A 12592-nucleotide genomic window follows, 5' to 3' on the forward strand; every position below is an offset into this window, starting at 1 on the left:
AACATGAGGATACCTATTTTAAAGCTTCATAACTATTTACTCATTTCCATACAAATCGACTTGGATGACCAAACGGCCATTCAGTTCCAGGAAGATCTTCTGAGCAAAATTCATGAGAGCGGAGCGACAGGTGTCGTCATTGATTTGACATCCGTTGATATTATCGATTCTTTCATTGCTAAAGTACTGGGAGACGTTGTCACGATGTCGGATTTGATGGGGGCCAAAGTTGTTTTGACGGGAATCCAGCCGGCAGTCGCTATGACTCTTATTGACCTAGGTATACACATGCAAGATGTCCCGACAGCGTTAGATCTAGAACAAGGATTGATCAAACTTCGCCAGGAATTGGAGGAGTGATTATGGACTTTCAATCCTGTGTCAATATTAAGAAGGAGTGGGACATCGTCGGAGCCAGGCAACTTGGGCGAGATATATCCAGAAAGATCGGCTTCGGGACTGTCGATCAAGCAAGGATTGCCACGGCCATTTCCGAACTGGCACGGAACATTTATTTATATGCAGGAACAGGACGAGTCTGTTTCGAAGCCTTGGAAGATATGAACAAAAAGGGGATTCGGATTGTGGCTTCAGATGAAGGACCTGGAATCAAAGATATCAGCCAAGTTATGGAAGACGGTTTCACGACATCAGGAGGGCTCGGAGCAGGGCTGCCGGGTGTTAAACGGTTAATGGATGACTTTGATATCGTATCTCAAGAAGGAGAAGGTACGGAAATCACTGTCGTCAAATGGCTCCGTTAGAGGAGGTAATAAGTGATGGACACATTGAAGCTCGATTTAGAAAATTATAAAGAACTATTGCAAGAGTATATAAAAACCCAGGATGAGCAAGCTCTATATCAAGCGGAACAGTTTAGTAAGCACTCCATGCAGCAGAACATATCCCCTGAAGAGATCATTAATGTTCATATCCAATCGCTACAAGAGATATACCCGGATATGCCGGAGTATATTCAGTCATCGATGAACTTTCTTCTCGAGACGATGATCTCTTATGGATTGGCCTATCAGGAGTATCAGACGCTGAGGGAAAAGCAGCTTGAGCTTAAATCGGAAATTTCTGTCGCTGCCAATATGCAAAAGACGTTACTGTCGACAGTGAAACCGGATTTAGCTGATATTGATGTCGGGGCTTTGAGCGTACCTGCGAAGCAAATGAATGGAGACTATCACCACTTCGTCCATGACGGGAAAGGCAGCCTTGGGATCGCTGTAGCCGATGTCATAGGTAAAGGTGTCCCTGCTGCTCTCTGTATGTCCATGATCAAATATTCGATGGACAGTTTTTCAGGTATGCGGACAGACCCTAGTGTCATTCTGGGCAGTTTAAACCGGGTAGTCGAGCGAAACGTGGATGCCAGCATGTTCATTACAATGTTCTATGGCTTGTATAATTCGAACGAGCATACGTTCACTTTTTCGTCAGCCGGTCATGAACCAGGTTATTATTATCATAAAGATCGTGATGAGTTTGAAGAAATCGATGTGCCAGGACTCGTCCTGGGTGTATCCCCTGAGGTTACGTATAAGCAGTATGAAAAGAAAGTAGAAAAGGGAGATATGATTATCCTTCTGACTGACGGTGTAACCGAATGCAGGCAAGGAGACCGTTTCATCGATCAGGAAGAGATCCTACATGTCATCAAACAGTATTCCCATCTTCCGGCACAGGGAATTGTGGATCAAGTGTATAAACATTTTGAGCGTCTGCAGGACTTCCAGCTGAGAGATGATTTCACACTGATTATTTTACGAAGAAACGTTTAATGAATGATCATGAAGGGTACAGATCATGTAACGCGTTTTTTTAGGAAACATTGGGAGGGATTATGATGAATTTATCTATAGATGTTACGAACAATGAAGGGGTTTCAAATGTCGTTCTTACCGGAGAGGTGGACGCATTCACAGCACCCAAATTAAAGGATACATTGCTGCCGTTGACGAAAGAAAAAGGCCAGGTGGTAGAAGTGGATTTTCAAGATGTGAATTACATGGATTCCACAGGTCTTGGTGTATTCATTAGTGCATTGAAATCGACGAAGGAGCATGAATCGAAGATGCGCCTTGTCCATATGCAGGACCGTGTTTACCGTCTCTTCAAGATTACGGGATTGACTGAAATCATGAACATCGAGTCTACAGTGCAAGGTGGAATGTAAACATGGAACCATTTGATTTTGTTGAAGTGAAGATACCTGCCAAAGCGGAATACATTGGTGTTGTGCGCCTGAGCATATCAGGGATTGCCAACCGGATGGGATTCACTTATGAAGATATTGAAGATTTGAAAGTAGCCATTTCAGAGGCCATTACCAATGGTGTAAAACATGCCTACAAAGAAACAGGGGAGGGTGAAATCACCATCGGTTTCGGTGTTTATCAGGACAGACTTGAAGTCATGGTTGCTGACCACGGTGGAAGCTTTAACCTTGGTGAGATCAAGGAGGATATCGGTCCTTACAAGCAGGATGATGATATTGAAGAACTGCGTGAAGGAGGCTTTGGCCTGTTTCTCATTGACGCTCTGATGGACAAAGTTGAAATCAATAGCAAATATGGAGTCATTGTCCTTATGACAAAATATCTCCATGAAACCGGGGTGGGTCAAGATGGCGACCAAATCACAACACCACAATGAAGAAGTATATGAATGGATCGCCCATCTACAAGAAAATCCAAGAGATGAAGAGATTCAGGAGAAGGTCGTTCTCGTATATAAGGATCTTGTAGAATCCATTGCTCGTAAATACTCAAAAAACAGCACCATCCATGAAGACTTGGTTCAAGTCGGCATGCTTGGATTGTTAGCGGCTATCAGAAGGTATGATGCCGAATTCGGAAAGTCTTTTGAGTCGTTTGCCATTCCTACGATCATTGGGGAAATCAAACGCTTCATTCGTGACAAAACATGGAGCGTCCACGTCCCTCGTAGAATTAAAGAGCTTGGGCCTAAAATCAAGAAAGTATCGGAAGAGCTGACGAATACACTGCAGCGCTCTCCATCCGTTAAAGAAATCGCGGATGAGTTAGAAGTATCGGAAGAAGATGTTCTGGAGACGATGGAAATGGGCAAAAGTTACAAAGCTCTTTCTGTTGACCGTAAAATTGAAGCAGATTCTGATGGAAGTACCGTCACTATTCTTGATTTAATTGGAAACCAGGAAGACGGCTATTCCAACATTGATCAGAGAATGCTTCTAGAGAAGATTCTGCCGATTCTCAGCGAACGTGAACAGGAAATCCTGCAATGCACGTACTTTGAAAATATGAGTCAAAAAGATACAGGTGAACGATTGGGAATTTCCCAAATGCACGTATCCCGTTTGCAGAGGAGAGCATTGAGGAAGCTGAGAGAAGCCTTGCAGTCTGAGTCTGTCGAGGTATTCTAGTGGAAAAGGAGAATAAACGGGTGGACTTATCAATTTTCCAAAAAGCCAAAAAAGGGAATTATTATTGCGGAGATAGCTATTTCTATAAGGAAACAGAGGATTCATTCCTTTGTGCGCTTGCCGACGGTCTCGGAAGTGGCGAAATGGCCCGCGAATCATCCAAGGCGGTTATGGAAGTGATAGAGGAACATCCTGATCTAACATTAGAAGCCCTTGTAAAAAAATGCAATGAAGTGTTGGTAGGGAAACGAGGAGTTGTTCTCGGGATTTTAAAGATAGATTTTAAAGCTCTTACCTACTCTTATTCATCGATTGGTAACATCGGAGTCATCACCGTGGATCCTGATGGAAAACGCAATCGAAACATTCCACTTGCTGGTTACCTATCAGGATATCCACGAAGGCTCAGAATCTCTCGTGGGACTGTGCAGAAAGGGATGGTGTTTCTTATGTTTTCAGACGGAGTCAATGACCGTCGTCTGTCTTCAAAGTTTACTCATTCCAAAGACGTTGAGCAAATTACTCAACACTATAAAGAATTATACGGTCAATCACGTGATGACGATATTACACTGATTGCTATAGCTTATAATTAAAACCCTTCATTCAAACCAACAGGTAGAATGAAGGGTTTTATTGTTTTTGTCTGAACGATCGTCTTATTTTATTAAAGTAAATGGCAGGATTGTGGAAGACTTGATTTCGAGACTTTTGTTGAGTGGATGGGGGCTTCGGGGAATGACTCGCTTTCCGCGGGAGCGCGGTGAGCCTCCTCGGATTGCGTCCTGTGGGGTCTCACCATGCACTTTTTCCCGCAGGAGTCTCCCCATTCCCCTCCGCCCCTTTGCCATGGAAGTCTCTCGAAATCACTTCTGGAAAATTATATTAATGAATAAAGAGGAGAATAACAACCTCTTTATGTCGGGTATTCAGGGCATAAAAGCTCGATACATAGCGTTTAATGCCCGCGTAGGAGGGAAGAGTTTCCTTTACTACATTGGTGTTGTAGGCATAATGAGCTCTATACCACGCTTCATATCCAGAATAGTCCATGGAAGTTAACATCCTCCACTCTTTGTAGGTAAAGCAGCTTAACCAGGAAATAGTTTCGAGATCCTCTTATGGTCAAGGGGCGGAGGGAAACGGTGAGACTCCTATGGGACGTGTGGGACAGGTGAGACCCCGGAAGGCGTAGCCTGAGGAGGTTCACCGCCCGCCCCATGGAAAGCGAACGGTTTCCCGGAGCCCCTAAATTCTTACAAACGCCTCGAAACTGAGTCTTCAAGAAAAGGGAGCTTTAATTAAATACATAGATGCAACGCGCGGAGTCTTTAAGTATTCTATTTTTAAATTTGATACAATGGATGAGACGTCATTGAAGGAGGTCATTTTGTTGAGTGAAGCAAATAAAAATACCGAGCTTATGAAGCTCGTAGCTAAACAGACGAAATTGAAAGATCAGACAATCAAGCAAGTGATTGAACTGCTTGAAGAAGGAAATACCGTTCCGTTTATCGCCCGTTACAGAAAAGAACTGACAGGTGGATTGGATGAAGTACAAATCAAAGAAATTGAAGATCAATGGAACTACGTATCGAATCTTGTTCAACGGAAGGAAGAAGTCATTCGCCTCATTGATGAACAGGGCAAACTGACGGAAGACTTACGCCATCAAATTGAATCCGCTGAAAAATTGCAAAAGGTGGAAGACTTGTACCGACCTTATAAGCAAAAGCGTCGTACAAGAGCAACAGTTGCCAAGGAAAAAGGGCTGGAGCCTCTCGCGATTCAAGTTTGGGAACAACAGAACATTGACTTTGAGACAGAAGCCAAAGACTTCTTTTCTGATGAACACGAATTGAATACAGTTGAAGATGTCCAGGCAGGTGTGAACGATATTATTGCCGAATGGATTTCAGATGACCCTACATATCGAGAGAAGATTAGAAAGCAAACACACGACAAAGGTGTCATCTCTTCCTCTGAAAAGAAAGCAGATAAAGACGAAAAGGGCATTTTTGAAATGTATTATGATTACCAAGAACCTGTTCGGTCTATCGTTTCCCACCGTGTGCTTGCTCTTAACCGTGGGGAGAAAGAAGAGGTCATTAAAGTGTCTGTTCAGCCTCCAGAGGAAGCTATTGTTCAATTCCTGGAGAGGAATGTCATTAAACGCCACACCGTTGGAAGAATCCGTTCTATTTTGGAAGAAGCGATCCAAGACAGTTATAAACGATTAATTCAGCCATCTGTTGAAAGAGAGATCCGGGGGGCATTATCCGAACAGGCAGAGGAGCAGGCAATTGAAGTTTTCTCAAGTAACTTGCGAAACCTTTTACTCCAGCCTCCTTTGAAAGGGAAAGTGGTTCTCGGTGTAGACCCTGCCTACCGTACTGGTTGTAAACTTGCCGTCGTGGACGAAACCGGCAAGGTGTTGGATATTGGAGTCATCTATCCAACAGCACCTAAGAACGATACGGCAGGAGCGGAGAAAAAGATCCTTTCCTTTATGGATCAGTATGACATTGAGCTAATGGCTATCGGTAATGGTACAGCTTCCAGAGAAACGGAACAGTTTATTGCAGATATGATCCAAAAGCATCAACTGAAAGCCTCTTATATGATCGTGAATGAAGCTGGGGCCAGCGTGTACTCAGCGTCGAAACTTGCACGTGAAGAATTTCCTGATTTCCAAGTAGAAGAACGAAGTGCAGTATCTATAGCACGTCGTGTCCAAGACCCACTGGCAGAGCTCGTGAAAATCGATCCAAAATCAATCGGTGTTGGTCAATACCAGCATGATGTAACTCAGAAAAAACTGAATGAATCGTTGACGTTCGTTGTTGAGACGGCGGTAAACCAGGTAGGAGTGAATGTGAATACAGCATCCTCATCTTTATTGCAATATGTATCTGGGCTAAGTAAAACGGTTGCGAACAATGTAGTGAAAAAGAGAGAGGAGCTTGGAAAGTTTACAAAGCGATCCGAACTCAAAGATATTCCGCGCTTAGGTGCAAAGACATTTGAGCAAAGTATTGGTTTCTTGCGAATACTAGATGGGAAAGAACCTCTTGATCGCACTCCGATCCACCCGGAGAGTTACAAAGCGACAAGGGAACTTTTGAAGAAATTCGGATTTACCACGGGAGATATCGGAACGGATCAATTAGCAGAAGAATTGAAAAATGTGGACATATCTTCGGTAGCTGAACAGCTGGACATTGGTGAACTGACACTGCAGGATATTGTGAAATCACTCGTTCAACCTGGCCGGGACCCAAGGGATGACCTGCCTAAGCCATTGTTGAAAACAAATGTTCTTTCAATGGAAGATTTAGAGCAGGGGATGGAGATGGAAGGAACTGTAAGAAATGTTGTGGACTTCGGTGCTTTCGTAGATATTGGTGTGAAACAAGATGGGCTTGTCCATATCTCAAAGCTTGCCAACAAGTTTGTAAAACACCCCATGGACGTAGTAGCGGTAGGGGACGTTGTTACCGTTTGGGTGGATCAAGTGGATGTACAAAAACAGAGGATTGCTTTGACCATGATCAATCAAGGGTGATTCTATATGAAACTGCCTGGAGAGAGATTCTTTCCGGGTAGTTTTTTATTTGTGTAGATGCTGATAGTAATACCAGCATTGATTCAGCATTTTTATCTGATATTTGTCTTTGTTCAAGAATGCTTTTGTCATTTGGTTCTTCAACCAGGAGGGCATAAGAAGTCATCTCCTTCATATTCAACTTTTTTCATTCTTATGATACAGTATGCAAAAGACAAGGGAGGTGTTCCTATGACAGATCAGGAATTGCAGCAATGGACAGACGAATTATCAAAAAAACATTTTGACAAGCCTTTTGCTCATGATGTATACTTCAATTCTCGTCTTCGGACGACAGGAGGAAGATACATTCCTTCTAAAAAAGTGATTGAAATCAATCCGAAGTATATAGTAGAATTAGATGGTGTCGAATTAGAAGGCATCATTAAACATGAACTTTGTCATTATCACCTTCATATTGAAGGGAAAGGTTTTGGGCATCGTGATCCTGAGTTCAAGGCATTATTAAAAGAAACAGGTTCCCCAAGACATTGTTCACCTTTACCTTCTGAAAAAAGAGGGAACTTCCACCACTATGTTTGTACAAAATGCGGACAAACATACAAGCGGAAAAGAAGGGTGGACACGAAACGCTTCGGTTGTGGGAAATGTAAAGGCAATATAAAAAAGAAGTAAATTTTCCATTGACGAAAGATTCACCACATGTTAAATTAGGTAAGTCCTAACAAAACAAGCCAAAAACACATGAAAAACGACTTAAATATTCATGAAAAAAAGGTTTGACACCGCGGACAAAATGTTATAAGATATAAAACGTCGCTGATAAACAGCAACGGACATTACGAACTATTCCAACGTAGCTCAGTGGTAGAGCAATCGGCTGTTAACCGATCGGTCGTAGGTTCGAATCCTACCGTTGGAGCCATCACGGAGAAGTACTCAAGTGGCTGAAGAGGCGCCCCTGCTAAGGGTGTAGGTCGCGTAAGCGGCGCGAGGGTTCAAATCCCTCCTTCTCCGCCATTTATTTTTGGCCCGTTGGTCAAGTGGTTAAGACACCGCCCTTTCACGGCGGTAACACGGGTTCGAATCCCGTACGGGTCACTTAACCTTATAGAGGTCCGGTAGTTCAGTTGGTTAGAATGCCTGCCTGTCACGCAGGAGGTCGCGGGTTCGAGTCCCGTCCGGACCGCCACTCTTTTTGGGCCATAGCCAAGCGGTAAGGCAACGGTTTTTGGTACCGTCATGCGCTGGTTCGAATCCAGCTGGCCCAGCCATTTTCTTTTCAAAAAAGAGTTGACAAAAAGCTGAATAAGTTATATGATGTTTCTTGTGCTTCAAAAAACAACAACGTCATTGAGTGTTACAGATTCCTTTAAAAGGAGCCATTAGCTCAGCTGGTAGAGCATCTGACTTTTAATCAGAGGGTCGAAGGTTCGAATCCTTCATGGCTCACCATTTATTATGCGGGTGTGGTGGAATTGGCAGACACGCTAGATTTAGGATCTAGTGCTTCACGGCGTGGGGGTTCAAGTCCCTCCACCCGCATTATCCAATTATCATGATCAGCATCCCATTGTTTACTACAGCAATTTTGCGGTCGTGGCGGAATCGGCAGACGCGCTAGGTTGAGGGCCTAGTGGGAGGTAATCCCGTGGAGGTTCAAGTCCTCTCGGCCGCACCAACTTTTTTAAAAAAAGTACTTGCGTCAACACACAAAAGATGTTAAGATAATAAATGTCGCTTTTTTAATGCGCCCGTAGCTCAATTGGATAGAGCGTCTGACTACGGATCAGAAGGTTAGGGGTTCGACTCCTCTCGGGCGCGCCATTAACGGGAAGTAGCTCAGCTTGGTAGAGCACTTGGTTTGGGACCAAGGGGTCGCAGGTTCGAATCCTGTCTTCCCGACCATCGAAATCCTAAATAACAATTTGATACACTTGCGGGTGTAGTTTAGTGGTAAAACCTCAGCCTTCCAAGCTGATGATGAGGGTTCGATTCCCTTCACCCGCTCCATTTTATTGAATGTCATCGGGGCCTGTAGCTCAGTTGGTTAGAGCGCACGCCTGATAAGCGTGAGGTCGGTGGTTCAAGTCCACTCAGGCCCACCATGATTCATTTGATCTTTGAAAACTGAACGAACCAACCAGTACGTCAAAACATTTCTTCTTTATAGAAGGAATTTGAAACAAAGCACATTCGGTGTGCAAATGAGCAAGTCAAACTTAACTTTTATGGAGAGTTTGATCCTGGCTCAGGACGAACGCTGGCGGCGTGCCTAATACATGCAAGTCGAGCGCGGGAAGCGAGTGGATCCCTTCGGGGTGAAGCTCGTGGAACGAGCGGCGGACGGGTGAGTAACACGTGGGCAACCTGCCTGTAAGATCGGAATAACCCCGGGAAACCGGGGCTAATGCCGGGTAATACTTTCTTTCGCATGAAGGAAAGTTGAAAGATGGCTTCTTGCTATCACTTACAGATGGGCCCGCGGCGCATTAGCTAGTTGGTGAGGTAACGGCTCACCAAGGCGACGATGCGTAGCCGACCTGAGAGGGTGATCGGCCACACTGGGACTGAGACACGGCCCAGACTCCTACGGGAGGCAGCAGTAGGGAATCTTCCGCAATGGACGAAAGTCTGACGGAGCAACGCCGCGTGAACGATGAAGGTCTTCGGATCGTAAAGTTCTGTTGTTAGGGAAGAACAAGTACCGTGCCAATAGAGCGGTACCTTGACGGTACCTAACGAGGAAGCCCCGGCTAACTACGTGCCAGCAGCCGCGGTAATACGTAGGGGGCAAGCGTTGTCCGGAATTATTGGGCGTAAAGCGCGCGCAGGCGGTTCCTTAAGTCTGATGTGAAAGCCCACGGCTCAACCGTGGAGGGTCATTGGAAACTGGGGAACTTGAGGACAGAAGAGGAGAGTGGAATTCCACGTGTAGCGGTGAAATGCGTAGATATGTGGAGGAACACCAGTGGCGAAGGCGACTCTCTGGTCTGTTTCTGACGCTGAGGTGCGAAAGCGTGGGTAGCAAACAGGATTAGATACCCTGGTAGTCCACGCCGTAAACGATGAGTGCTAGGTGTTAGGGGGCTTCCACCCCTTAGTGCTGAAGTTAACGCATTAAGCACTCCGCCTGGGGAGTACGGCCGCAAGGCTGAAACTCAAAGGAATTGACGGGGGCCCGCACAAGCGGTGGAGCATGTGGTTTAATTCGAAGCAACGCGAAGAACCTTACCAGGTCTTGACATCCTTGGCCAACCCTAGAGATAGGGCTTTCCCTTCGGGGACCAAGTGACAGGTGGTGCATGGTTGTCGTCAGCTCGTGTCGTGAGATGTTGGGTTAAGTCCCGCAACGAGCGCAACCCCTAATCTTAGTTGCCAGCATTTAGTTGGGCACTCTAAGGTGACTGCCGGTGACAAACCGGAGGAAGGCGGGGATGACGTCAAATCATCATGCCCCTTATGACCTGGGCTACACACGTGCTACAATGGATGGTACAAAGGGCAGCGAAGCCGCGAGGTGTAGCAAATCCCATAAAACCATTCTCAGTTCGGATTGCAGGCTGCAACTCGCCTGCATGAAGCCGGAATCGCTAGTAATCGCGGATCAGCATGCCGCGGTGAATACGTTCCCGGGCCTTGTACACACCGCCCGTCACACCACGAGAGTTGGCAACACCCGAAGTCGGTGAGGTAACCTTTTTGGAGCCAGCCGCCGAAGGTGGGGCCAATGATTGGGGTGAAGTCGTAACAAGGTAGCCGTATCGGAAGGTGCGGCTGGATCACCTCCTTTCTAAGGATATAACGGAAACGTACTGTGTTGGTTGTTCAGTTTTGAGAGATCAAACGATCTTTCAACTTGTGAACCTTGAAAACTGGATAAGGAATCATTGTCTTCATCTAACGATGAGACATTTGATGACAAGACATCTAATTGAAATTGTAAACGTCTTTTCACGACGATAGTTAAGTGAATAAGGGCGCACGGTGGATGCCTTGGTACTAGGAGCCGATGAAGGACGGGACTAACACCGATATGCTCCGGCGAGCCGTAAGTAGGCTTTGACCCGGAGATTTCCGAATGGGGAAACCCACTGTTCGTAATGGAACAGTATCCTATACTGAATACATAGGTATAGGCAGGCACACCCGGGGAACTGAAACATCTAAGTACCCGGAGGAAGAGAAAGCAAACGCGATTTCCTGAGTAGCGGCGAGCGAAACGGAATCAGCCCAAACCAGAAAGCTTGCTTTCTGGGGTTGTAGGACACTCCATTGGAGTTACCAAGGAGGAAGATAGACGAATCGATCTGGAAAGGTCAGCCAGAGCAGGTAACAGCCCTGTAGTCGAAATCTTTCTCCCTCCGGAGTGGATCCTGAGTACGGCGGAACACGAGGAATTCCGTCGGAATCCGGGAGGACCATCTCCCAAGGCTAAATACTCCCTAGTGACCGATAGTGAACCAGTACCGTGAGGGAAAGGTGAAAAGCACCCCGGAAGGGGAGTGAAAGAGAACCTGAAACCGTGTGCCTACAAGTAGTCGGAGCCCGTTAATGGGTGACGGCGTGCCTTTTGTAGAATGAACCGGCGAGTTACGACCGTATGCGAGGTTAAGCAGTAGAAGCGGAGCCGCAGCGAAAGCGAGTCTGAATAGGGCGAGTGAGTATGCGGTCGTAGACCCGAAACCGTGTGATCTACCCATGTCCAGGGTGAAGGTCAGGTAACACTGACTGGAGGCCCGAACCCACGTAAGTTGAAAATTACGGGGATGAGGTGTGGGTAGGGGTGAAATGCCAATCGAACACGGAGATAGCTGGTTCTCTCCGAAATAGCTTTAGGGCTAGCCTCAGAATAGAAAGTCATGGAGGTAGAGCACTGATTGGACGAGGGGCCCCTATCGGGTTACCGAATTCAGTCAAACTCCGAATGCCATAGACTTTGTTCTGGGAGTCAGACCGTGGGTGATAAGGTTCATGGTCGAGAGGGAAACAGCCCAGACCGCCAGCTAAGGTCCCAAAGTGTGTGTTAAGTGGAAAAGGATGTGGAGTTGCTTAGACAACCAGGATGTTGGCTTAGAAGCAGCCATCATTCAAAGAGTGCGTAATAGCTCACTGGTCGAGTGACTCTGCGCCGAAAATGTACCGGGGCTAAACACACCACCGAAGCTGCGGATTGATCTTATGATCAGTGGTAGGAGAGCGTTCTAAGGGCTGTGAAGTCAGACCGTAAGGACTGGTGGAGCGCTTAGAAGTGAGAATGCCGGTATGAGTAGCGAAAAAAGAGTGAGAATCTCTTTCACCGAATGCCTAAGGTTTCCTGAGGAAGGCTCGTCCTCTCAGGGTTAGTCGGGACCTAAGCCGAGGCCGAAAGGCGTAGGCGATGGACAACAGGTTGATATTCCTGTACCACCTCCTTTCCGTTTGAACGACGGGGGGACGCAGGAGGATAAGGAGAGCGCGCCACTGGATGTGCGCGTCCAAGCAGTGAGACGGTCGGATAGGCAAATCCGTCCGGCAACGTCAAGCTGTGATGGGGAGGGAAATAAAGTACCGAAGCTCCTGAGTTCACACTGCCAAGAAAATCCTCTAGTGAGGAAAGAGGTGCCCGTACC

At 46.2% G+C, this 12592-nt stretch carries 10 protein-coding genes, 12 tRNA genes and 2 rRNA genes (1 of these 24 running past the window's edge); 23 read left to right on the forward strand and 1 reads right to left on the reverse strand.

The genetic code is table 11. The annotated features are described in order from the left end of the window. Positions 1-3 precede the first annotated feature (3 nt). From ACXACN_RS17090 to ACXACN_RS17125, 8 genes are all read left to right on the forward strand, one after another. A complete protein-coding gene (locus ACXACN_RS17090) occupies positions 4-360 on the forward strand; it encodes an STAS domain-containing protein (RefSeq protein ID WP_089654561.1) in 357 nt (118 codons plus the stop codon). A 2-nt stretch (positions 361-362) separates the two neighbouring features. Next, on the forward strand, positions 363-764 hold the full coding sequence (locus ACXACN_RS17095) for an anti-sigma regulatory factor (RefSeq protein ID WP_474966047.1): 402 nt from the start codon (positions 363-365) through the stop codon (positions 762-764). 15 nt (positions 765-779) lie between these two features. After that, positions 780-1790, forward strand: a complete 1011-nt coding sequence (locus tag ACXACN_RS17100) for a SpoIIE family protein phosphatase (RefSeq protein ID WP_474966049.1) — start codon at positions 780-782, stop codon at positions 1788-1790. Positions 1791-1855: 65 nt separating this feature from the next. Further along, the gene (locus ACXACN_RS17105) at positions 1856-2185 is read left to right on the forward strand and encodes an STAS domain-containing protein (protein WP_474966050.1); all 330 of its coding nucleotides are present in this window, start codon (positions 1856-1858) and stop codon (positions 2183-2185) included. 2 nt (positions 2186-2187) lie between these two features. After that, on the forward strand, positions 2188-2664 hold the full coding sequence (rsbW, locus tag ACXACN_RS17110; RefSeq protein ID WP_474966052.1) for an anti-sigma B factor RsbW: 477 nt from the start codon (positions 2188-2190) through the stop codon (positions 2662-2664). Then, positions 2636-3415: an RNA polymerase sigma factor SigB gene (sigB, locus tag ACXACN_RS17115; protein WP_474966053.1), complete on the forward strand. Its 780-nt coding sequence runs from the start codon at positions 2636-2638 to the stop codon at positions 3413-3415. Before rsbW ends, sigB begins: the two co-directional genes overlap by 29 nt. A gap of 20 nt (positions 3416-3435) precedes the next feature. Then, positions 3436-4011, forward strand: coding sequence for a PP2C family serine/threonine-protein phosphatase (locus ACXACN_RS17120; RefSeq protein WP_474966054.1), 576 nt, complete (start codon positions 3436-3438; stop codon positions 4009-4011). 827 nt (positions 4012-4838) lie between these two features. Continuing rightward, positions 4839-6980, forward strand: a complete 2142-nt coding sequence (locus ACXACN_RS17125) for a Tex family protein (protein ID WP_474966902.1) — start codon at positions 4839-4841, stop codon at positions 6978-6980. A gap of 45 nt (positions 6981-7025) precedes the next feature. On the opposite strand, the gene cmpA is transcribed toward ACXACN_RS17125, so the two are convergent. Next, positions 7026-7136 (reverse strand): cortex morphogenetic protein CmpA, encoded by a 111-nt coding sequence (cmpA, locus tag ACXACN_RS17130; protein ID WP_474966056.1) that lies wholly within the window; start codon positions 7134-7136, stop codon positions 7026-7028. A 75-nt stretch (positions 7137-7211) separates the two neighbouring features. Between cmpA and ACXACN_RS17135 the strand changes: the two genes are divergently transcribed. The 15 genes from ACXACN_RS17135 to ACXACN_RS17205 all read left to right on the forward strand — a co-directional run. After that, a complete protein-coding gene (locus tag ACXACN_RS17135) occupies positions 7212-7655 on the forward strand; it encodes a SprT family protein (protein ID WP_474966057.1) in 444 nt (147 codons plus the stop codon). A gap of 175 nt (positions 7656-7830) precedes the next feature. Further along, positions 7831-7905, forward strand: a tRNA-Asn gene (locus ACXACN_RS17140). 4 nt (positions 7906-7909) lie between these two features. Continuing rightward, positions 7910-8000: transfer RNA gene (locus tag ACXACN_RS17145), tRNA-Ser, on the forward strand. Between the two features lie 9 nt (positions 8001-8009). Beyond that, a tRNA-Glu gene (locus ACXACN_RS17150) sits at positions 8010-8081 on the forward strand. 14 nt (positions 8082-8095) lie between these two features. After that, a tRNA-Asp gene (locus ACXACN_RS17155) sits at positions 8096-8172 on the forward strand. Positions 8173-8179: 7 nt separating this feature from the next. After that, positions 8180-8254 (forward strand) — tRNA-Gln (locus ACXACN_RS17160). A 105-nt stretch (positions 8255-8359) separates the two neighbouring features. Then, a tRNA-Lys gene (locus ACXACN_RS17165) sits at positions 8360-8435 on the forward strand. Between the two features lie 8 nt (positions 8436-8443). Then, a tRNA-Leu gene (locus tag ACXACN_RS17170) sits at positions 8444-8525 on the forward strand. A gap of 48 nt (positions 8526-8573) precedes the next feature. Beyond that, positions 8574-8661: transfer RNA gene (locus ACXACN_RS17175), tRNA-Leu, on the forward strand. Between the two features lie 69 nt (positions 8662-8730). Next, positions 8731-8807 (forward strand) — tRNA-Arg (locus tag ACXACN_RS17180). 4 nt (positions 8808-8811) lie between these two features. Next, positions 8812-8888, forward strand: a tRNA-Pro gene (locus ACXACN_RS17185). A gap of 31 nt (positions 8889-8919) precedes the next feature. Next, positions 8920-8993: transfer RNA gene (locus ACXACN_RS17190), tRNA-Gly, on the forward strand. An 18-nt stretch (positions 8994-9011) separates the two neighbouring features. Next, positions 9012-9088, forward strand: a tRNA-Ile gene (locus tag ACXACN_RS17195). 120 nt (positions 9089-9208) lie between these two features. Beyond that, a 16S ribosomal RNA gene (locus ACXACN_RS17200) occupies positions 9209-10773 on the forward strand. A 171-nt stretch (positions 10774-10944) separates the two neighbouring features. Then, a 23S ribosomal RNA gene (locus ACXACN_RS17205) occupies positions 10945-12592 on the forward strand (it continues 1268 nt past the right edge of the window). The 16S and 23S rRNA genes sit together here with 12 tRNA genes alongside, the layout of an rRNA operon.

This window comes from Halobacillus sp. AWM4_238, assembly GCF_056158265.1.

What these genes read in the sequence shown, in the direction of transcription:
- ACXACN_RS17100 (WP_474966049.1), top strand. Translation starts at nt 780, where the DNA reads ATGGACACATTGAAGCTCGATTTAGAAAATTATAAAGAACTATTGCAA.
- ACXACN_RS17125 (WP_474966902.1), top strand. Translation starts at nt 4,839, where the DNA reads ATGAAGCTCGTAGCTAAACAGACGAAATTGAAAGATCAGACAATCAAG.
- ACXACN_RS17105 (WP_474966050.1), top strand. Translation starts at nt 1,856, where the DNA reads ATGAATTTATCTATAGATGTTACGAACAATGAAGGGGTTTCAAATGTC.
- sigB (WP_474966053.1), top strand. Translation starts at nt 2,636, where the DNA reads ATGGCGACCAAATCACAACACCACAATGAAGAAGTATATGAATGGATC.
- cmpA (WP_474966056.1), bottom strand. Translation starts at nt 7,136, where the DNA reads ATGCCCTCCTGGTTGAAGAACCAAATGACAAAAGCATTCTTGAACAAA.
- ACXACN_RS17135 (WP_474966057.1), top strand. Translation starts at nt 7,212, where the DNA reads ATGACAGATCAGGAATTGCAGCAATGGACAGACGAATTATCAAAAAAA.
- ACXACN_RS17095 (WP_474966047.1), top strand. Translation starts at nt 363, where the DNA reads ATGGACTTTCAATCCTGTGTCAATATTAAGAAGGAGTGGGACATCGTC.
- rsbW (WP_474966052.1), top strand. Translation starts at nt 2,188, where the DNA reads ATGGAACCATTTGATTTTGTTGAAGTGAAGATACCTGCCAAAGCGGAA.
- ACXACN_RS17090 (WP_089654561.1), top strand. Translation starts at nt 4, where the DNA reads ATGAGGATACCTATTTTAAAGCTTCATAACTATTTACTCATTTCCATA.